The organism is Pseudomonas sp. MS646, assembly GCF_036693845.1.
In the GTDB taxonomy this organism is placed as follows: Bacteria; Pseudomonadota; Gammaproteobacteria; order Pseudomonadales; family Pseudomonadaceae; genus Aquipseudomonas; species Aquipseudomonas chlororaphis_E.
Genome location: NZ_CP144763.1, coordinates 5,267,180 through 5,287,574, shown reverse-complemented (window position 1 = coordinate 5,287,574; position 20,395 = coordinate 5,267,180). Strand labels below are relative to the sequence as shown.

At 61.5% G+C, this 20,395-nt stretch carries 21 protein-coding genes; 15 read left to right on the top strand and 6 right to left on the bottom strand.

The genetic code is table 11. The features are described from left to right. Window positions 1-87: 87 nt before the first annotated feature. Window positions 88-576, bottom strand: coding sequence for a DUF3015 domain-containing protein (locus V3H56_RS23340; protein ID WP_030140293.1), 489 nt, complete (start codon window positions 574-576; stop codon window positions 88-90). Between the two features lie 287 nt (window positions 577-863). Between V3H56_RS23340 and V3H56_RS23335 the strand changes: the two genes are divergently transcribed. The 4 genes from V3H56_RS23335 (at window position 864) to V3H56_RS23320 (ending at window position 5,386) form a co-directional block, all read left to right on the top strand. Beyond that, a complete protein-coding gene (locus tag V3H56_RS23335; protein ID WP_042731946.1) occupies window positions 864-3,302 on the top strand; it encodes an ATP-binding protein in 2,439 nt (812 codons plus the stop codon). A 313-nt stretch (window positions 3,303-3,615) separates the two neighbouring features. Next, complete coding sequence (locus V3H56_RS23330; RefSeq protein WP_042731945.1) at window positions 3,616-3,957, top strand: hypothetical protein; 342 nt, start codon at window positions 3,616-3,618, stop codon at window positions 3,955-3,957. A 119-nt stretch (window positions 3,958-4,076) separates the two neighbouring features. Further along, window positions 4,077-4,565: a TIGR00645 family protein gene (locus tag V3H56_RS23325; protein WP_042731944.1), complete on the top strand. Its 489-nt coding sequence runs from the start codon at window positions 4,077-4,079 to the stop codon at window positions 4,563-4,565. A 203-nt stretch (window positions 4,566-4,768) separates the two neighbouring features. After that, window positions 4,769-5,386: an FKBP-type peptidyl-prolyl cis-trans isomerase gene (locus V3H56_RS23320; RefSeq protein WP_042731943.1), complete on the top strand. Its 618-nt coding sequence runs from the start codon at window positions 4,769-4,771 to the stop codon at window positions 5,384-5,386. Between the two features lie 131 nt (window positions 5,387-5,517). Here the strand turns inward: V3H56_RS23320 and V3H56_RS23315 are convergent, their stop codons facing one another. The 3 genes from V3H56_RS23315 to V3H56_RS23305 all read right to left on the bottom strand — a co-directional run bounded on the left by V3H56_RS23315 (window position 5,518) and on the right by V3H56_RS23305 (window position 7,506). Next, window positions 5,518-5,775, bottom strand: coding sequence for a hypothetical protein (locus V3H56_RS23315; protein WP_042731942.1), 258 nt, complete (start codon window positions 5,773-5,775; stop codon window positions 5,518-5,520). Between the two features lie 205 nt (window positions 5,776-5,980). Next, window positions 5,981-6,322 carry a zinc ribbon domain-containing protein YjdM gene (locus tag V3H56_RS23310; RefSeq protein WP_042731941.1) on the bottom strand — a complete coding sequence of 114 codons (342 nt, stop codon included), beginning with the start codon at window positions 6,320-6,322 and terminating at the stop codon, window positions 5,981-5,983. Between the two features lie 215 nt (window positions 6,323-6,537). Next, complete coding sequence (locus V3H56_RS23305) at window positions 6,538-7,506, bottom strand: polyprenyl synthetase family protein (protein WP_042730794.1); 969 nt, start codon at window positions 7,504-7,506, stop codon at window positions 6,538-6,540. Window positions 7,507-7,745: 239 nt separating this feature from the next. On the opposite strand from V3H56_RS23305, the gene rplU reads away from it, so the two are divergent. From rplU to V3H56_RS23280, 5 genes are all read left to right on the top strand, one after another. Next, on the top strand, window positions 7,746-8,060 hold the full coding sequence (gene rplU, locus V3H56_RS23300) for a 50S ribosomal protein L21 (RefSeq protein WP_003176051.1): 315 nt from the start codon (window positions 7,746-7,748) through the stop codon (window positions 8,058-8,060). Window positions 8,061-8,095: 35 nt separating this feature from the next. After that, a complete protein-coding gene (gene rpmA, locus V3H56_RS23295) occupies window positions 8,096-8,353 on the top strand; it encodes a 50S ribosomal protein L27 (RefSeq protein ID WP_003205738.1) in 258 nt (85 codons plus the stop codon). 190 nt (window positions 8,354-8,543) lie between these two features. Then, complete coding sequence (gene cgtA, locus V3H56_RS23290; RefSeq protein WP_042730793.1) at window positions 8,544-9,767, top strand: Obg family GTPase CgtA; 1,224 nt, start codon at window positions 8,544-8,546, stop codon at window positions 9,765-9,767. A gap of 229 nt (window positions 9,768-9,996) precedes the next feature. Further along, window positions 9,997-11,115, top strand: a complete 1,119-nt coding sequence (proB, locus tag V3H56_RS23285; protein WP_003205734.1) for a glutamate 5-kinase — start codon at window positions 9,997-9,999, stop codon at window positions 11,113-11,115. A 9-nt stretch (window positions 11,116-11,124) separates the two neighbouring features. Next, window positions 11,125-11,589, top strand: coding sequence for a CreA family protein (locus V3H56_RS23280; protein WP_042730792.1), 465 nt, complete (start codon window positions 11,125-11,127; stop codon window positions 11,587-11,589). Between the two features lie 172 nt (window positions 11,590-11,761). Here V3H56_RS23280 and rpsT read toward each other — a convergent pair whose 3' ends face one another. Then, entirely contained in the window at window positions 11,762-12,040 is a 279-nt protein-coding gene (gene rpsT, locus V3H56_RS23275) for a 30S ribosomal protein S20 (protein WP_020798646.1), read from the bottom strand. 254 nt (window positions 12,041-12,294) lie between these two features. Between rpsT and murJ the strand changes: the two genes are divergently transcribed. The 6 genes from murJ to ispH all read left to right on the top strand — a co-directional run bounded on the left by murJ (window position 12,295) and on the right by ispH (window position 19,798). Beyond that, a complete protein-coding gene (gene murJ, locus V3H56_RS23270; RefSeq protein WP_042730791.1) occupies window positions 12,295-13,833 on the top strand; it encodes a murein biosynthesis integral membrane protein MurJ in 1,539 nt (512 codons plus the stop codon). A gap of 129 nt (window positions 13,834-13,962) precedes the next feature. After that, window positions 13,963-14,901, top strand: a complete 939-nt coding sequence (gene ribF, locus V3H56_RS23265; RefSeq protein WP_042730790.1) for a bifunctional riboflavin kinase/FAD synthetase — start codon at window positions 13,963-13,965, stop codon at window positions 14,899-14,901. Between the two features lie 13 nt (window positions 14,902-14,914). After that, the gene (gene ileS, locus V3H56_RS23260; RefSeq protein WP_338473908.1) at window positions 14,915-17,746 is read left to right on the top strand and encodes an isoleucine--tRNA ligase; all 2,832 of its coding nucleotides are present in this window, start codon (window positions 14,915-14,917) and stop codon (window positions 17,744-17,746) included. Then, on the top strand, window positions 17,739-18,251 hold the full coding sequence (gene lspA, locus V3H56_RS23255) for a signal peptidase II (protein WP_042730788.1): 513 nt from the start codon (window positions 17,739-17,741) through the stop codon (window positions 18,249-18,251). Before ileS ends, lspA begins: the two co-directional genes overlap by 8 nt. Next, entirely contained in the window at window positions 18,244-18,681 is a 438-nt protein-coding gene (gene fkpB, locus V3H56_RS23250; RefSeq protein WP_047736290.1) for an FKBP-type peptidyl-prolyl cis-trans isomerase, read from the top strand. Before lspA ends, fkpB begins: the two co-directional genes overlap by 8 nt. 169 nt (window positions 18,682-18,850) lie before the next feature. Next, window positions 18,851-19,798, top strand: coding sequence for a 4-hydroxy-3-methylbut-2-enyl diphosphate reductase (gene ispH, locus V3H56_RS23245; RefSeq protein WP_047736289.1), 948 nt, complete (start codon window positions 18,851-18,853; stop codon window positions 19,796-19,798). Here the strand turns inward: ispH and V3H56_RS23240 are convergent. After that, window positions 19,775-20,290: a GspH/FimT family pseudopilin gene (locus V3H56_RS23240; RefSeq protein WP_047736288.1), complete on the bottom strand. Its 516-nt coding sequence runs from the start codon at window positions 20,288-20,290 to the stop codon at window positions 19,775-19,777. The two genes, ispH and V3H56_RS23240, sit on opposite strands and share 24 nt — an antisense overlap. Between the last annotated feature and the right edge of the window lie 105 nt (window positions 20,291-20,395).

The window sequence follows — 20,395 nt, the reverse complement described above, 5'->3', positions numbered from 1 at the left end:
GTCGGCTACTTGGAAAGTCGAAAAAAAAGAGCGCAAGGGGCCCCAGAAAGAAAACCCGCTCCCCGAGAGGAGCGAGTGGTGTCGAGCTTAAGCTTGAGTGGCGTATTTGGCCAGGCGCGGATCGTTCTTCAGGACGGCCAGGGTATTGGTATGCACGTCTTCGGCGGTCACGTCAGCCTTGCTGAAGATTTGCTGGAAGTGCTCGTGGGTGACGGCCGAGAAATGTGCGCGATCTTCCGGCGCCACGCCCAGCACCACGGCATAGGTGGTCAGCGCTTCGCCCTGACCCTTGGCCATGTCTTCGGACAGCTCGTTCATCATGCCATTCATGGCCAGCCAGGACTTGCCACCATAGGTCAGTGCCGCGTTGGTCGAGCAACCGTTGGTGCCGGAGGTCATGCCGAAGGTGGCGTTACCGGAGGTGCCGTTGGTGGTGGATGCCAGGAAGTGAGCCGGAGTGCCACGCTGACCTTCGAACAGCATGTTGCCCCAACCGCAATCCGGGCCGCCTGGCGCCTGAGCCATGGCGTTGATGGATACAGCGGTGAAGAGAGTACCGAGAAGAATCCGTTTCATAGCTATGTTCTCTTTATGTGCATACCAATGGACAGGGTCTGGCGCCTTTGTGGCTTCAACCACGCGTGCCAGTGGGCCGGTTATTGTTCCAGCCGCGCAATTTGGAGTTTAGGCACGATCCTGGGGTTCCGTGACATTTTGCAAAAACAATCCGTGGGGTCGTGAATGGACCGAGCCCGGGCCGGGGCGCTCGCTCGACTATGCTTTGGCCTGAGGCGCTCCTTGCCAGTCAGGCATGGGCAGCGCCAGAATGCCGCTATCTGCCCCGCCTGATGTAAGGAAGCCCGATGCCTGATCCTGTTGCTGCCAGCTTGCGTCTAGCGCCTGAAGCGCTGACCCGTCCGTTTTCCGCTGAACAGTTCAGCTTCTCTACCACCAATGATCTGGAGCCCTTTCGCGGTGTGCTCGGCCAGGAGCGTGCGGTCGAAGCCTTGCAGTTCGGCGTGGCCATGCCGCGCCCCGGTTACAACGTATTCGTCATGGGCGAGCCCGGTACCGGTCGGTTCTCGTTCGTCAAGCGCTACCTCAAGGCCGAGGGCAAGCGCATGCAGACCCCGGCGGACTGGGTCTACGTCAACAATTTCGATGAGCCTCGCGAACCCCGTGCACTGGAGCTGCCATCGGGCACTGCCGGCGCCTTCATCGCCGACATCAACGGCCTGATCGACAACCTGCTGGCGACCTTTCCCGCGGTGTTCGAGCACCCGTCCTACCAACAGAAGAAGAGCGCCATCGATCGCGCCTTCAACCAGCGCTACGACCGCGCCCTCGATGTGATCGAGCGCCTGGCGCTGGAAAAGGACGTCGCGCTGTACCGCGACAGCAGCAACATCGCCTTCACGCCGATGAGCGAGGGCAAGGCCCTGGACGAGGCGGAATTCGCCCAGTTGCCGGAAGCCGAGCGCGAGCGTTTCCACGAGGATATCTCCAGCCTGGAAGAGCGCCTGAACGAAGAGCTCGCCAGCCTGCCGCAGTGGAAGCGCGAGTCCAACAACCAGTTGCGCCAACTCAACGAGGAAACCATCACCCTGGCCCTGCAACCGCTGTTGGCGCCGTTGTCGGAAAAGTACGCCGAGAACGCCGCCGTCTGCGGTTATCTGCAAGCCATGCAGGTCAACCTGCTGCGCACGGTGGTCGAGCAACTGGTGGATGACAGCAAGACCGACGCCGTTGCCCGCAAGCTGCTGGAGGAACAATACGCCCCGAGCCTGGTGGTGGGGCATCCGTCCAGCGGCGGTGCGCCGGTGGTGTTCGAGCCGCACCCGACCTACGACAACCTCTTCGGCCGCATTGAATACAGCACCGACCAGGGCGCGCTCTACACCACGTACCGGCAGTTGCGTCCAGGGGCCTTGCACCGAGCCAACGGTGGGTTCCTGATCCTCGAAGCGGAAAAAATGCTTGGCGAACCATTCGTGTGGGATGCGCTCAAGCGCGCCTTGCAGTCGCGCAAGCTGAAAATGGAATCGCCGTTGGGTGAGCTGGGGCGACTGGCCACGGTGACCCTGACGCCGCAGCACATCCCGTTGCAGGTCAAGGTCGTGATCATTGGCGCCCGCCAGCTCTACTACGCCTTGCAGGACCTGGACTCGGACTTCCAGGAAATGTTTCGCGTGCTGGTGGACTTCGACGAAGACATCCCGATGGGCGATGAAAGCCTGGAGCAGTTCGCCCAGTTGCTCAAGACCCGCACCTCGGAGGAGGGCATGGCGCCGTTGACCGCTGATGCGGTGGCTCGCCTGGCGACCTACAGCGCTCGCCTGGCCGAGCACCAGGGGCGTCTGTCGGCGCGTATCGGCGACCTGTTCCAACTGGTCAGCGAAGCGGATTTCATTCGCCAGCTGGCCGGTGACGAAATGACCGATGCCGGCCATATCGAACGCGCACTGAAAGCCAAGGCCACCCGCACCGGACGCGTCTCGGCGCGGATCCTCGACGACATGCTGGCGGGGATCATCCTGATCGACACCGACGGCGCCGCCGTGGGCAAGTGCAACGGTCTGACGGTGCTGGAGGTCGGTGATTCGGCGTTTGGCGTGCCGGCGCGGATTTCCGCCACGGTGTACCCGGGTGGCAGCGGCATCGTCGACATCGAGCGCGAGGTCAACCTCGGCCAACCGATCCACTCCAAGGGCGTGATGATCCTCACCGGTTACCTGGGCAGCCGTTATGCCCAGGAATTCCCGCTGGCGATCTCGGCCAGTATCGCCCTGGAGCAATCCTACGGTTACGTGGACGGCGACAGCGCCTCGCTGGGTGAGGCGTGCACGCTGATTTCGGCCCTGTCGAAGACGCCGTTGAAGCAATGTTTCGCCATCACCGGTTCGATCAATCAGTTTGGCGAAGTGCAGGCGGTGGGCGGGGTCAACGAGAAGATCGAAGGCTTCTTCCGCCTCTGCGAAGCCCGCGGGCTGACGGGCGAGCAGGGGGCGATCATCCCCCAGGCCAACGTCGCGACGCTGATGCTCGATGAGCGGGTGCTGGCCGCCGTGCGCGCCGGGCAATTCCACGTCTATGCGGTCCGCCAGGCCGACGAGGCGTTGAGCCTGCTGGTGGGTGAGCCGGCCGGTGAGCCCGATGAGAACGGCGAGTTTCCGGAGGGCAGCGTCAACGCCCGGGTGGTGGAGCGCCTGCGGGTCATCGCCGAAATGATCAGCGAAGACGACATCAAGGAAGCGGAAAAGGAACTGGCCCAGCAGGCCCTGGCGGAGGCCAAGCCGGTTTGATCTGAGCGGCAATTGCCCTGTGGGAGCGGGCTTGCTCGCGAAACCAGTGTGTCAGCTGACGACTATGCCAACTGACAAACCGCTTTCGCGAGCAAGCCCGCTCCCACAATAGGTTTTGCAGTGATTTCCTGTTAGTAATGCCACCACTTTGGCGTCAATATTCACACTGTGACCGCTCGGCGTAATCTGGTCTCGAAACCCTTTGCGCCCGGAACTTTTCTTCTATCCTCAGCTCAAGGATAACGAGAGCCATCATTGGATCGAAACAGCCCCCTCCTGGGACTGAATACCGGATCTACCGAGGGGCGCCGCCATGTCGCGCAACCTTTGTCTCACTCGTCAATGCCTGGGCCTTGTGACCCGTATCGAATGCGCCATCCGCCCACTGGCGGGAGATACCGGTATGTGGACCTTGCTCTTTGCCGCCGGAATGGCCGGTGAACAACCTTCCGCCATCAAGGCCCAGGGCCCATTTGCCGGCCCGAACGCCGCCGAAACCATCCTCGATACCATCGTCCAGAGCCTGACGTTGCACGGCTATGAGTTGGCCAACGACCCACAGATCTGGTGCCTGCACATGCAGGCCCAACTGCGTGAGATCAATGGCGGGCGGTGTCGCAACGTGGGCGGCTTCGAGTATCGCCCGCTGCATTGAGCGTTTCCATCACGCAGCTCTTGGCTGTTGCGCCGGGTCCAGGGATGTGGCCTGGCGTTTGTAGGGCCGCTCGTGGCTGATATACTCGCCGCGATTTTTCAGCCCTGGTGTGAGACTCAATGGAACGCTTTATCGAAAATGCAATGTACGCCTCCCGTTGGTTGCTGGCGCCGATCTACTTCGGGCTGTCCCTGGGCTTGTTGGCACTGGCACTGAAATTCTTCCAGGAAGTCTTCCACGTTATCCCCAACGTGTTTTCCATGGCCGAGTCCGACCTGATCCTGGTGTTGCTGTCGCTGATCGACATGGCGCTGGTGGGCGGGCTGCTGGTGATGGTGATGATTTCCGGCTACGAAAACTTCGTCTCGCAACTGGACATCGACTCCGACAAGGAAAAGCTCAACTGGCTCGGCACCATGGACTCTTCCTCGCTGAAGATGAAAGTGGCTGCCTCGATCGTGGCGATTTCCTCCATCCACCTGCTGCGCATCTTCATGGACGCCAAGAACGTCGATCCCGAGCACCTGATGTGGTACGTGATCATCCACATGACCTTCGTGGTTTCGGCGTTTGCCATGGGTTACCTGGATAAACTGACCAAGCACTGAGGCGCGTCCCGCGTGCTGGTGCAACGCCCACCTGTTGAGAAGCCGGTGGGCGTTGTCGTTTCTGGCGGCGTGCTTTGGCGCGGGTGTTGGTCATCCGCCCCGGCATCTGTGCTAGTCTGCTCGCCCTTTTGGTTCCGGGCGCTCCGGGAAGCGCCGTGTCATCCATGGCCATTCCCGGGCCGTCCGCACAGCGGAGCAGCACCATGTCCGAAGTCAACCTGTCCACCGACGAAACCCGCGTCAGCTACGGCATTGGCCGTCAGTTGGGCGACCAACTGCGCGACAACCCGCCACCGGGCGTCAGCCTGGACGCGATCCTGGCCGGCCTGACCGACGCCTTCGCCGGCAAGCCAAGCCGCGTGGGCCAGGAAGAGATGTCCGCCAGCTTCAAGGTCATCCGCGAAATCATGCAAGCCGAAGCGGCTGCCAAGGCTGAAGCCGCGGCGGGCGAAGGACGTGCATTCCTGGCCGAAAACGCCAAGCGCGAAGGCATCACCACCCTGGCATCGGGCCTGCAGTTTGAAGTGTTGACCCAGGGCGAAGGCGCCAAGCCGACCCGTGAAGACCAGGTGCGTACCCACTATCACGGTACCCTGATCGATGGCACAGTGTTCGACAGCTCCTACGATCGTGGCCAGCCTGCCGAATTCCCGGTCGGCGGCGTGATCCCAGGCTGGACCGAAGCGTTGCAACTGATGAACGCCGGCAGCAAATGGCGCCTGTACGTGCCGAGCGAACTGGCTTACGGCGCTCAAGGCGTTGGCAGCATTCCGCCGCACAGCGTACTGGTGTTCGACGTCGAGTTGCTGGACGTCCTGTAAGACCCTGCCCGGTTTAACAGTGGGCAAAATGTGGGAGCGAGCTTGCTCGCGAAAGCGGACTTTCAGTCGACCTATCAGCTAACTGATGTACCGCCTTCGCAAGCAAGCCCGCTCCCACATTGTCTTCATGCTCATCCGTGAAACCTGCCATTGAAATCGCCAGTCGGGCGCAATGCCCTGGCGTAGCAGAACAGGAACAGGTTGCGCACCAGCTCCTTGAGCACCAGCGGCTCGCTGGAATTGAGGCTGTTGAGGTCCAGATCACCCTGGTCCTGCAGCTCGCTCAAGGCTTCTTCCTCAAGCACTGCGCAGACTTCCCCGGTTTCCCGATGGAGGATCCTGAGGTAGGGGTGCGGGCGATCCAGCCAGGCGTCGATCAAATAAGTCATGGTTCTCATCTCCTTGATGGGTTTCGATGAGAATAATTCTTATTCGCTAAATAGCAAGTCTCTATTGGTATCCCGATTTGTTTTCTGACGACGGGCGGTCGACGTTCAGGACCGCTGGCAATGGGCTGGTACGTGCAAGGTGGGGTGGGATCGGGGGAGGTGGGGGCACCATCCCACGGCAGGCGCGGGATGGCGTACGGCAGATTCAGACTTTTCTGACGAACTCGGATTTGAGTTTCATTGGGCCGATGCCGTCGATCTTGCAGTCGATGTCATGGTCGCCTTCACACAGGCGGATGTTCTTGACCTTGGTGCCGACCTTGACCACCAGCGAAGTGCCCTTGACCTTGAGGTCTTTGATCACGGTGATGGTGTCGCCGTCCTGCAGGACGTTACCGACCGAATCCTTCTTCACCGTGGTGTCGGAGGCCGTCTCGACCTCGCCGCTGGCGGACCATTCGTGGGCACACTCAGGGCAGACCAGTTGAGTACCGTCTTCGTAGGTGTATTCGGAATTGCATTTCGGGCAGGGAGGCAACGTGCTCACTAGGGTTCCTTGGTATCAGGAGGACAAAAGGGCGCACATTGTATAGGGTTTTGCGGCTAGGAGGGCGATGTGAGGTTTTTTGTGGCGAGGGAGCTTGCTCCCGCTGGGCTGCGGAGCAGCCCCATATGGCGCTTGCGGTCGCTGCGCCCGAGGCGTCGGACCGACCGAGCGGGAGCAAGCTCCCTCGCCACAAAAGCTCTTTGCGATCTATGTGATCAGTGAGTACGCGCCACCGCAAACTCGCTCAGTTCCACCAGCGCATCGCGGTATTCGCTGGAGGGCAGGGCATCGAGGCACTTGATCGCGCGGGCGACGTAGTCACGGGCCAGTTTCGCGGTGTAGTCCAGCGAGCCGGAGGCTTCAACCGCTGCCCGAATGCTTTCCAGGTCTTCGATCCCGCCTTTCTGGATCGCCTGGCGCACCAGCGCCGCCTGTTCGGGCGTGCCTTCGCGCATGGTGTAGATCAGTGGCAGGGTCGGCTTGCCCTCGGCGAGATCGTCACCGACGTTCTTGCCCAGGGTTTCGGCGTCGCCCTTGTAGTCCAGCAGGTCGTCCACCAACTGGAATGCCACGCCCAGGTGGTCGCCAAAGGTGCGTAGCGCTTCGCTCTGTTCGGCGCTGGCGCCGGCCAGGGCGGCGGCACTGTGGGTCGAGGCCTCGAAGAGCATCGCGGTCTTGCCGCGGATGACCTCCATGTAGGTTTCTTCCGTGGTGCTGGCGTCGCGTACCTTGGACAGTTGCAGCACTTCGCCTTCGGCGATGATGCGCGTGGCCTGGGACAGGATCTTCATCACCGGCATCGAGCCCAGTTCGACCATCATTTCGAACGAGCGCGAGTACAGGAAGTCGCCTACCAGCACGCTGGGGGCGTTGCCCCACATGGCGTTGGCAGTCGAGCGGCCGCGGCGCATGCCGGACATGTCGACCACGTCGTCATGCAGCAGGGTGGCGGTGTGCAGGAATTCGATGGTGGCGGCCAGCAGGCGCATATCGTCGCCTTCGCGGCCCAGGGCCTTGCCACACAAAAGCACCAATAAAGGACGCAGGCGCTTGCCACCGGCTGAAGTGATGTAATCGCCGATTTTCGATACCAGAGGCACTCGGGAAGTCAGCTGCTTCTTGATGATGCCGTCGACGGCGCTAAAATCGTCCGCCACCGCGCGGTAGAAAGCTTGGGGTTGCATCAGCGACAGGTGCTCCAGAAGGGTTGCGCGGCATGCTAGGACCCACATCCGCAGGTGTCAAGGCGCGATGGACGGCTACTTGCAAGCCTGGAACAGCTTGCGTACAATCGCGCACCCTGAACTTCCTGGGCAGCACCTGCCTTACGCAATTGCATCCGGGCCTTCCAGCCCATGCAGCCATGCCAGCCAATACCTCTTCTTATAAAGCGCTGGGTGAGCAGGATTATCGGAGAAATACCATGTCGTATGCAGTAATCGTTACTGGTGGCAAGCAATACAAGGTCGCCCCAGGTGAATACCTGAAGATCGAAAAACTGGAAATCGCTACCGGCGAATCCGTGACTTTTGATCGCGTTCTGTTGGTCGCCAATGGCGATGACGTGAATATCGGTGCTCCAGTTGTTGCTGGCGCGACCGTTGTGGCTGAAGTGATCTCCCAAGGTCGTCACGATAAAGTCCGCATCATCAAGTTCCGTCGTCGTAAGCACCACATGAAGCGTATGGGCCACCGCCAGTGGTACACCGAGATCAAAATCACCGGTATTCAGGCTTAATTTCAGCCTAATTCCTCACTAGGAGAATTGAACTCATGGCACACAAAAAAGCTGGTGGTAGTACCCGTAACGGTCGCGACTCAGAAGCCAAACGCCTTGGCGTGAAGATGTATGGCGGCCAGGCTATCAAAGCAGGCAACATCATCGTGCGTCAGCGCGGCACCCAATTCCACGCTGGCTACGGCGTGGGCATGGGTAAAGATCACACCCTCTTCGCTAAAGTCGAAGGCGTGATCAAGTTTGAAGTAAAAGGCGCCTTCGGTCGTCGTTACGTAAGCGTTATCGCAGCTTAATTGCGAGACCGCTGGAGAAGCCCTGTCTTGCGACGGGGCTTTTTCGTTTGTGGGGTGAGTCTCTTGCAAAGCTGTTTGTGTGGGCTGGTGGCGCCGCAACCGGGCGCTTGATCGGGTCGCAGCGTGCATTTTTGCAAGAGTCTTATGTCTTGTTTTTTTCGGCTCGTCCGTATGGCGAGAGGCGTGTGTCATGAAGTTTGTTGATGAAGTATCGATTCGAGTAAAGGCCGGCGACGGCGGCAATGGCTGCATGAGTTTCCGTCGGGAAAAATTCATTGAAAACGGCGGCCCGAACGGTGGTGACGGCGGCGACGGCGGCTCGATCTTCATGCTCGCCGACGAAAACCTCAACACCCTGGTGGACTACCGCTACACCCGGCACTTCGATGCCGAGCGTGGCTCCAACGGCGGCAGCACCGACTGCACCGGCAAAAAGGGCGAAGACCTGATCCTGCGCGTTCCGGTCGGCACCACGGTGATCGACTCCGCGACCCAGGAAGTGATCGGCGACCTGACCAAGCCGGGCCAGCGACTGCTGGTGGCTCATGGCGGCTGGCACGGCCTTGGGAATACGCGTTTCAAATCCAGTACCAACCGCGCGCCGCGCCAGACCACGCCAGGCAAGCCGGGCGAGCAGCGTGACCTGAAGCTGGAAATGAAGGTGTTGGCCGATGTGGGCCTGCTGGGCCTGCCGAACGCTGGCAAAAGTACCTTCATTCGCTCGGTGTCGGCAGCCAAGCCGAAAGTCGCCGACTACCCGTTCACCACCCTGGTGCCGAACCTGGGCGTGGTCAGTGTCGATCGCTGGAAAAGCTTCGTGGTCGCGGACATTCCGGGCCTGATCGAAGGGGCTTCCGATGGCGCTGGCCTGGGCATTCGCTTCCTTAAGCACTTGTCTCGTACCCGTCTGCTGCTGCACCTCGTGGACATGGCGCCGCTGGATGAAACCAGTGCCGCCGATGCGGCCGAAGTCATTGTCAGCGAGCTGACCAAGTTCAGCCCGGCCCTGGCTGAGCGTGATCGTTGGCTGGTGCTGAACAAGTGCGACCAGATCCTCGAAGAAGAGCATGAAGAGCGGGTCAAGGAAATCGTCGAGCGCCTGGAGTGGGAAGGTCCGGTCTACGTGATCTCGGCCATTGCCAAAGAAGGCACCGAGCGCCTGTGCCACGACATCATGCGTTACCTGGAAGATCGCGCCGATCGCCTGGCCAACGACCCAGCCTACAAGGAAGAGCTGGCCGAGCTCGACCAGCGTATCGAAGACGAAGCTCGTGCCCAGTTGCAGGCCCTGGATGACCAGCGTGCCCTGCGTCGCAGTGGTGTCAAGTCGGTCCATGACATCGGTGACGACGATTGGGATGAGGAAGATGTGGATGACGAAGACGGTCCGGAAATCATCTACGTTCGCGACTGATCTTGTGCTGATATCACTCAACTGAAACCAGGGCCTGCAGGAGTCCTGTGGGAGCGAACTTGCTCGCTCCCACAGGTTCAAGTGTTTCAGTGCGGTGTTATCATCGCCGGCAAGCCGGTTTCCTAGGCGCCGCTCATTCGAGCGGCGTTTTGGTATCTGTAGAACGCAAATACGAATAATCCCATGGGCGGCGCTGGGTCGCGCCGTCCGCTGGCAAAGGTTGAAGATGATGCGGAGCAAGGTGACGGGTGCGCAGCGCTGGGTCGTGAAGATCGGCAGCGCACTGCTGACGGCGGATGGCAAGGGGCTGGATCGCCAGGCCATGGCGGTGTGGGTCGAGCAGATGGTGGCCCTGCATGAGGCTGGCGTCGAACTGGTGTTGGTTTCTTCCGGTGCCGTGGCGGCCGGCATGAGCCGTTTGGGCTGGACGTCGCGACCCAGTGCGATGCACGAATTGCAAGCCGCTGCCGCCATCGGCCAGATGGGCCTGGTGCAGGCTTGGGAGTCGAGCTTTGCCGAGCACGGTCGCCACACGGCGCAGATCCTGCTGACCCATGACGACCTGTCGGACCGCAAGCGCTACCTCAATGCCCGCAGCACCTTGCGCGCGCTGGTGGAGTTGAAGGTCATCCCGGTGATCAACGAGAACGACACAGTGGTCACCGACGAGATCCGTTTCGGCGACAACGACACCCTGGCCGCGCTGGTGGCGAACCTGGTGGAGGCGGACCTGCTGGTGATCCTCACCGACCGTGACGGCATGTTCGATGCCGACCCGCGCAACAATCCCGATGCCAAGCTGATCTACGAAGCTCGGGCCGATGATCCGGCGTTGGATGCGGTGGCGGGTGGTACGGGGGGCGCGCTGGGGCGCGGCGGCATGCAGACCAAGCTGCGTGCCGCGCGGCTGGCGGCGCGTTCCGGGGCTCATACAATCATCGTTGGTGGGCGGCTGGAGCGGGTGCTGGATCGCCTGAAAGCCGGCGAGCGTATCGGCACCTTGCTTTCCCCTGAGCGCGGCATGCTGGCGGCGCGCAAGCAGTGGCTGGCCGGGCACCTGCAGACCCGTGGCACCCTGGTGCTGGACGCGGGCGCCGTCGCGGCGCTGTCCCAGGGCAACAAAAGCTTGCTGCCAGTGGGTGTGAAGCTGGTCCAAGGCAGTTTCCGGCGTGGCGAAATGGTCGTGTGCGTGGCGCCGGACGGTCGCGAGATCGCCCGTGGCCTGGCCAACTACAGTGCGCTGGAAGCACAGAAAATCATCGGCCAGTCGTCCGATGCAATCGTTGGTCTGTTGGGGTACATGGCGGAGCCTGAGCTGGTTCACCGTGACAACCTGATCCTCGTCTAAGGAAAAATCATGGGTTTGGCAAAAGGATTGATCGGCTTGCTGCTGGCGGTGCCGCTGTTGGCTTCGGCCGAGGAGATCGGCCAGGTATCCACCGTGTTCAAGTTTGTCGGGCCGAACGACCGGATCGTGGTCGAGGCGTTCGACGATCCCAAGGTCGAAGGCGTGACCTGCTACCTGTCGCGGGCCAAGACTGGTGGCGTGAAAGGTGGCCTGGGCCTGGCCGAAGACCGTGCCGAGGCCTCCATTGCTTGTCGCCAGGTGGGGCCGATCAGCTTCAAGGGCGAGCTCAAGGATGGCGATGAGGTGTTCAGGGAGCGCACTTCGCTGGTGTTCAAGACCATGCAGGTGGTGCGTTTCCTCGACAAGAAGCGCAACACGCTGGTGTACCTGGTCTACAGCGATCGCGTGATAGAGGGCAGCCCGCAGAACGCGGTGACGGCGATCCCGATCCTGCCGTGGGCTCGTACTCAATAATCGACACATAGCCCTGTGGGAGCGAGCTTGCTCGCGATGGCGGTGCGTCAGTAACAACGATTTGTCTGATGCTCCGCCATCGCGAGCAAGCTCGCTCCCACAATGTTCTGAATGAAGAGTTGCAGGCAATAAAAAACCGACCCTGAGGTCGGTTTTTTAATGAGCGCGTCGCTTAGGCAGCAGCGGCAACGTTCAGGGCCTTTACGTGGCCATTCAGGCGGCTCTTATGGCGAGCAGCCTTGTTCTTGTGGATGATGCCTTTATCGGCCATGCGGTCGATAACTGGCACAGCCAGAACGTAAGCAGCTTGAGCTTTTTCAGCGTCTTTTGCGTCGATGGCCTTAACTACATTCTTGATGTAGGTACGGACCATGGAACGCAGGCTGGCGTTGTGGCTGCGACGCTTCTCAGCCTGTTTTGCACGTTTTTTGGCGGAAGGTGAGTTGGCCACCGTCGAGCTCCTCGAAAGACTTTTTAGGAAATAGCAAACAAAATAGGCCGCGAATCATGCCGATGAGTTGAGGTCTTGTCAAGGGCGGGTGACACGTTCCGCTGAATGGCAGGTGCTACGCACCGGGTGATTTCTTTCCGGCGTGCGACCTGTAAACTCGCGGGCTTTGGCGCTGTGCTGTTTAGCGGCGCGGAGTATCGCACAAGTGGGCGCGTTGTTCGCCTGCTGTTTATCGACAGGCAAAAACTCTTTTCATGAACCTGCTCAAATCGTTGGCTGCCGTCAGCTCTATCACGATGCTTTCCCGTGTCCTGGGGTTTGTTCGCGATACGCTGATCGCGCGCATTTTCGGGGCCGGAATGGCCACCGACGCCTTTTTCATCGCCTTCAAGCTGCCCAACCTGCTGCGGCGGATCTTCGCCGAGGGCGCGTTCTCCCAGGCCTTCGTGCCGATCCTGGCGGAATACAAGAGCCAGAAAGGCGACGAAGCGACCCGCACATTCATTGCCTATGTCACTGGCCTGCTGACCTTGGTGCTGGCGCTGGTCACCGCCGCCGGCATGCTCGCCGCCCCCTGGGTCATCTGGGCCACGGCGCCGGGGTTTGCCGACACCCCGGAGAAATTCCAGCTCACCTCCGACCTGTTGCGGGTGACCTTCCCTTATATATTGCTGATTTCCCTGTCGTCCCTGGCCGGCGCGATCCTCAATACCTGGAACCGTTTTTCCGTCCCGGCCTTCGTGCCGACCTTGCTCAACGTCAGCATGATCGTGTTCGCGCTGTTCCTGACACCGTATTTCGACCCGCCGGTGATGGCCCTTGGTTGGGCGGTGCTGGTGGGCGGCCTGGCGCAGTTGCTGTACCAACTGCCTCACCTGAAAAAGATCGGCATGTTGGTGCTGCCCCGGCTGAACCTGCGTGACAGCGGCGTGTGGCGGGTGATGAAACAGATGCTGCCGGCAATCCTCGGCGTGTCGGTGAGTCAGATTTCCCTGATCATCAACACGATTTTCGCCTCGTTTCTAGTGGCTGGTTCCGTGTCCTGGATGTACTACGCCGACCGTCTGATGGAGCTGCCGTCCGGTGTGCTGGGCGTGGCCTTGGGCACCATCCTGCTGCCGACCCTCGCCAAGACCTACGCCAACCAGGACCGCCAGGAGTATTCGCGCATCCTCGATTGGGGTCTGCGGCTGTGCTTCGTGCTGGTGCTGCCTTGTGCCCTGGCGCTGGGTATCCTCGCCGAGCCGCTGACGGTTTCGTTGTTCCAGTACGGGCAGTTCAATGCCTTCGACGCCGTCATGACCCAGCGGGCGCTGATCGCCTATTCGGTGGGCCTGCTCGGGATCATCGTGATCAAGGTGCTGGCGCCGGGGTTCTACGCTCAGCAGAACATTCGCACGCCGGTAAAGATCGCCGTGTTCACCCTGGTGATGACGCAGTTGTTCAACCTCCTGCTCATCGGCCCACTGGCCCACGCCGGGCTGGCCTTGGCGATCAGTGCCGGTGCCTGTCTCAATGCCGGGCTGCTGTTCTATCAGTTGCGCAAGCAGAAGATGTATCAGCCCCAGCCGGGCTGGGGCCGGTTTGGCCTCAAGTTGCTGGTCGCCGTGGCGGTGATGTCGGCGGTCCTGCTGGGGGCGCTGCACTTCATGCCGGCCTGGAGCGAAGGGCAGATGCTCGAGCGTTTCCTGCGCCTGGGCGTGCTGGTTGTCGCGGGCGTTGTGGCGTATTTCGGCATGTTGCTGCTGATGGGGTTCCGCCTGCGGGACTTCAATCGCAAGGCCTTGGGCTGAGGGCGGGGCCTCGATCAACCCGGACCGGGCAGTGGTTTTGTCGGTTCGAGCACTTTGGGTTACGGTGTTGCCTGTCGTCGGCCGCCGGGTGTGGTTATAATCGGCCACTTTATGAGCAAGAAGCGCGTTATGCAGCTGGTTCGAGGCCTCCACAACCTGCGCCCCCAGCATCGGGGCTGTGTCGCCACTATTGGCAACTTTGACGGTGTCCACCGTGGCCACCAGGCTATCCTGGCGCGGCTGCGTGAGCGTGCGCTGGAATTGGGCGTGCCCAGCTGCGTGGTCATCTTCGAGCCGCAGCCGCGGGAGTTTTTTGCCCCGGACACCGCGCCGGCCCGTCTGGCCCGGCTGCGGGACAAGTTGCAACTGCTTGCCAGCGAAGGCGTCGACCGGGTCTTGTGCCTGGCCTTCAACCAGCGCCTGAGCAAGCTCAGTGCCGCCGAGTTCGTCGAGACCATCCTGGTGGACGGTCTCGACGTGAAACACCTGGAAGTGGGTGATGATTTCCGCTTCGGCTGCGACCGTTCCGGGGATTTCGAATACCTGCAACAGTCCGGCAGCGTCCATGGTTTTACCGTCGAAGCCGCGCAGACTGTCGAACTGGACGGCTTGCGCGTGAGCAGTACCCAGGTCCGCAATGCCCTGGCCGCTGCCGACTTCGAACTGGCCGAGCGTCTGCTCGGCCGTCCGTACCGGATTGCCGGGCGGATCCTGCATGGGCAGAAACTGGCGCGTCAATTGGGCACGCCGACTGCCAACGTGCAACTCAAGCGCCGTCGCGTGCCGCTGACCGGGGTGTTCCTGGTCAGCGTCGAGATCGACGGCAAGGCCTGGCCCGGTGTCGCCAATATCGGCGTACGGCCCACGGTCCAGGGGGATGGCAAAGCCCACCTCGAAGTACATGTTCTGGATTTTGCCGGCGATCTGTATGACCGGCGTTTGACGGTGGTTTTCCACCAGAAGCTGCGTGAAGAGCAGCGTTTTGCCTCCCTGGAGGCGCTCAAGACGGCGATCCATGCAGATATCGCCGCCGCCCGTGCCCTTGTCGCAACCAGCGCCAATCGCTAATGAAGAGCCTTAAATGACCGACTATAAAGCCACGCTAAACCTTCCGGACACCGCCTTCCCTATGAAGGCCGGCCTGCCTCAGCGCGAACCACAGATTCTGCAGCGTTGGGACAGCATTGGCCTGTACGGAAAGTTGCGCGAAATTGGCAAGGATCGTCCGAAGTTCGTCCTGCACGACGGCCCTCCGTATGCCAACGGCACGATCCATATCGGTCACGCGCTGAACAAGATTCTCAAGGACATGATCGTGCGCTCCAAGACCCTGTCGGGTTTTGACGCACCGTATGTTCCGGGCTGGGATTGCCACGGCCTGCCGATCGAACACAAGGTGGAAGTGACCCACGGCAAGAACCTGGGCGCCGACAAGACCCGCGAGCTGTGCCGTGCCTACGCCACCGAGCAGATCGAAGGGCAGAAGTCGGAATTCATCCGCCTCGGCGTGCTGGGCGACTTCGCCAATCCGTACAAGACCATGGACTTCAAGAACGAAGCCGGTGAAATCCGTGCCTTGGCGAAAATCGTCGAGGGCGGTTTCGTGTTCAAGGGCCTCAAGCCGGTGAACTGGTGCTTCGATTGCGGTTCGGCCCTGGCCGAGGCGGAAGTCGAGTACGAGAACAAGAAGTCGTCGACCATCGACGTGGCGTTCCCGATCGCCGATGAAGACAAGCTGGCCGCCGCGTTCGGCCTGGGCCAGTTGGCCAAGCCGGCCGCGATCGTGATCTGGACCACCACCCCGTGGACCATCCCGGCCAACCAGGCGCTGAACGTCCATCCGGAATTCAACTACGCGCTGGTGGACGTCGGCGACAAGCTGCTGGTGCTGGCCGAGGAACTGGTCGAGTCCTGCCTGGGCCGCTACGGCCTCGAAGGCTCGGTGCTGGCCACTGCCCCGGGTTCGGCGCTGGAACTGATCAACTTCCGTCACCCGTTCTATGATCGCCTGTCGCCGGTGTACCTGGCCGACTACGTGGAACTGGGCGCCGGCACCGGTGTGGTTCACTCCGCGCCGGCCTATGGCGTGGATGACTTCGTGACCTGCAAGAAGTACGGCATGGTCAACGACGACATCCTCAATCCGGTCCAGAGCAATGGCGTGTACGCGCCGTCGCTGGCGTTCTTTGGCGGCCAGTTCATCTGGAAAGCCAACCCAGCCATCGTCGACAAGCTGACCGAAGTCGGTGCGCTGCTGCACACCACCGTCATCGAGCACAGCTACATGCACTGCTGGCGCCACAAGACCCCGCTGATCTACCGCGCCACCGCGCAGTGGTTCATCGGCATGGACAAACAGCCGGCCAGCGGCGACACCCTGCGCCAGCGCTCGCTCAAGGCCATCGAAGACACTAAGTTCGTCCCGGCCTGGGGCCAGGCGCGCCTGCACTCGATGATCGCCAACCGTCCGGACTGGTGCATCTCCCGCCAGCGCAACTGGGGCGTGCCGATCCCGTTCTTCCTGAACAAGGAAAGCGGTGAGCTGCACCCGCGCACCGTCGAACTGATGGAAGAGGTGGCCAAGCGCGTCGAAGTCGAAGGCATCGAAGCCTGGTTCAAGATGGACGCCGCGGAGCTGCTGGGCGACGAAGCGCCGCTGTACGACAAGATCAGCGACACCCTGGACGTCTGGTTCGACTCCGGCACCACCCACTGGCACGTGCTGCGCGGTTCGCACCCGATGGGCCATGAGAGCGGCCCGCGTGCCGACCTCTACCTGGAAGGCTCGGACCAGCATCGCGGCTGGTTCCACTCGTCCTTGCTGACCGGTTGCGCCATCGACAACCACGCGCCGTATCGCGAGTTGCTGACCCACGGTTTCACCGTCGACGAAGCCGGCCGCAAGATGTCCAAGTCCCTGGGCAACGTGATCGCGCCGCAGAAGGTCAACGACACCCTGGGCGCCGACATCATGCGCCTGTGGGTGGCCTCCACCGACTATTCCGGCGAGATGGCGGTGTCCGACCAGATCCTGCAGCGCAGTGCGGACGCCTACCGGCGCATCCGTAATACCGCGCGCTTCCTGCTGTCGAACCTGACCGGCTTCAACCCGGCCACCGACCTGCTGCCGGCCGAAGACATGCTGGCCCTGGACCGTTGGGCCGTGGACCGTACCCTGCTGCTGCAACGCGAATTGCAGGAGCACTACGGCGAATACCGCTTCTGGAACGTCTACTCGAAGATCCACAACTTCTGCGTGCAGGAGCTGGGCGGTTTCTACCTCGACATCATCAAGGACCGCCAGTACACCACCGGCGCCAACAGCAAGGCGCGTCGCTCGTGCCAGACCGCGCTGTTCCACATCAGCGAGGCGCTGGTGCGCTGGATCGCGCCGATCCTGGCGTTTACCGCCGACGAGCTGTGGCAATATCTGCCGGGCGAGCGTAACGAATCGGTGATGCTCAACACCTGGTACGAAGGCCTGACCGAACTGCCGCAAGGCTTCGAGCTGGACCGTGCCTATTGGGATCGCGTCATGGCGGTCAAGGCGGCGGTCAACAAGGAAATGGAAATCCAGCGTGCGGCCAAGGCCGTCGGTGGCAACCTGCAAGCCGAAGTGACCCTCTATGCCGAGGAATCCCTGGGGACCGACCTGGCCAAGTTGGGCAACGAACTGCGCTTCGTGCTGATCACCTCCACCGCCAGCGTCGCCCCGTTGGTGCAGGCCCCGGCCGATGCCGTGGTCACCGAAGTGGCGGGCCTGAAGCTCAAGGTGGTCAAGTCGAGCTTCGTCAAGTGCGCCCGTTGCTGGCACTGCCGCGAAGACGTCGGCGTGAACCCGGAGCATCCGGAAATCTGCGGTCGTTGTGTCGACAACATCAGCGGCACCGGTGAGGTTCGCCACTATGCCTAACGCAGCGGGCCGTTTCGGACGGCTGGGCTGGCTCTGGTTGAGCGTGCTGGTGCTGGTCATCGACCAGGCCAGCAAGTTCTACTTTGAAAGCTCGTTGACCATGTACCAGCAGATCGTGGTCATTCCCGACTACTTCAGCTGGACGCTGGCCTACAACACGGGGGCGGCGTTCAGCTTCCTGGCCGACAGTTCGGGCTGGCAGCGCTGGCTGTTCGCTTTGATTGCCATCGTGGTCAGCGCGGTGCTGGTGGTCTGGCTCAAGCGCCTGGGCCGCGATGAAACCTGGCTGGCGGTGGCGCTGGCACTGGTTCTCGGCGGCGCCCTGGGCAATCTCTATGACCGCATCGCCTTGGGCCACGTGATCGATTTCATCCTGGTGCATTGGCAGAACCGCTGGTACTTCCCGGCGTTCAACTTTGCCGACAGCGCCATCACCGTGGGCGCGATCATGCTCGCCCTGGACATGTTCAAGAGCAAGAAAACCGGAGAAGCCGTCCATGACTGAGCAGCGTATCGCTCAAAACACCGAAGTGAAGCTGCACTTTGCCCTGCACCTGGAAAACGGCGACACCGTCGACAGCACTTTCGACAAGGCCCCGGCGGTGTTCAAGGTCGGTGATGGCAACCTGTTGCCAGGCTTCGAGGCGGCGATCTTCGGTTTCAAGGCCGGCGACAAGCGCACCGTGATCGTTGCCCCGGAAAACGCCTTTGGTCAGCCCAATCCACAGAACGTGCAGACCATGCCACGCTCCCAGTTCCAGGACATGGAGCTGTCGGAGGGGCTGCTGGTGATCTTCAATGACGCGGCCAACACCGAACTGCCGGGCGTGGTGAAGGCTTTCGACGACGCCCAGGTGACCGTGGATTTCAACCATCCCCTGGCGGGCAAGACCTTGAATTTCGAAGTGGAAATTCTTGAGGTCAAGGCTCTGTAACTGGCCGGATGCGGTCAAGTGTGGGAGCGGGCTTGCTCGCGAATACGGTCTGTCAGCCAACATCAATGTTGGATGTCAGGTCCTCTTCGCGAGCAAGCCCGCTCCCACAAGGTATTTCCATTGTGTTCGAGCCCTTCGTTCGATCAACAGGCCAGACACGAGGCACAGCATGCAAATCAAACTCGCCAACCCCCGTGGCTTCTGCGCCGGTGTGGACCGGGCGATCGAAATCGTCAACCGCGCCCTGGAAGTTTTCGGTCCGCCGATCTATGTGCGCCACGAAGTGGTCCACAACAAATTCGTCGTCGAAGACCTGCGCAGCCGCGGGGCCATCTTCGTCGAGGAACTGGACCAGGTGCCGGACGACGTCATCGTGATCTTCAGTGCCCACGGGGTTTCCCAGGCCGTACGCACCGAAGCCGCCGGCCGTGGCCTGAAGGTGTTCGACGCGACGTGCCCGTTGGTGACCAAGGTGCACATCGAAGTGGCGCGCTACAGCCGTGACGGTCGCGAATGCATCCTGATCGGCCACGAGGGCCACCCGGAAGTCGAGGGCACCATGGGTCAGTACGATGCCAGCAATGGCGGCGCGATCTACCTGGTCGAGGACGAGGACGACGTGGCTGCCCTGCAGGTCCGCAACCCCGAGAGCCTGGCCTTCGTCACCCAGACCACGCTGTCCATGGACGATACCAGCCGCGTGATCGACGCCCTGCGCTCGCGTTTCCCGGCCATCGGCGGGCCGCGCAAGGATGACATCTGCTACGCCACCCAGAATCGCCAGGACGCGGTCAAGCAATTGGCCAACGAGTGCGACGTGGTGTTGGTCGTCGGCAGTCCGAACAGCTCCAACTCCAACCGCTTGCGCGAGCTGGCCGAGCGCATGTCCACGCCGGCCTACCTGATCGACGGTGCCGAGGACCTGCAGCGCAGTTGGTTCGACGGTGTCGAGCGCATCGGTATCACCGCCGGTGCGTCGGCCCCCGAGGTGCTGGTGCGTGGGGTGATCCAGCAATTGCAGGCCTGGGGCGCTACAGGTGCCGATGAACTGGCCGGCCGCGAGGAAAACATCACGTTCTCCATGCCCAAGGAACTACGCGTCCGCTCGCTGCTTTAAGCGCTTTTCGCACGCGGCCTGCTCGGCGACCTCGCTGCGCAGGCTCACGCGCCCTGAGGGCGCGAGCACCACTTGATGGTGGCTGATCGAGTCGTGTTTGCCACAGACGTATAGCGTTCCCGAATGAAAGGCCCCGCTGGGCCATACCGCCTGGCCATGGAAGGCGAACCTGACCGACCCTTTCATCGCCCAGTTACCCATGATGCGAGCCCCGTTGCTGCGCTGTGTCAGCAGCGCCTGGTCATCGCCGTCCAGAATGATTTGCCACCCTTTGCTCCAGTCATTGTCTATCCCTCTGATCGCCACCGTCCGGTTACGGGTGATGGCTTCGCTTCGCGCAGTGCGCAAGCCACTGGCCAGTAACCGGGCGGCGTCCTTGCGTTCGATGGATTCGATGAGCGCTTTGTAGCCGGAACTGGCCCACGGCAGAACAATCGCGGCAATTGCCAGTCCCATGAGCAGCTCGATCAGGCTGAACCCCTGTTGGTGCATGTTGCCTCCTCCCTGGAGTGCGTGAAAACGGTTCTGAGGCTGGTGAGTTGTGGCGAGGGGATTTATCCCCGTTGGGCTGCGTAGCAGCCCCAAACCAAACGCAGC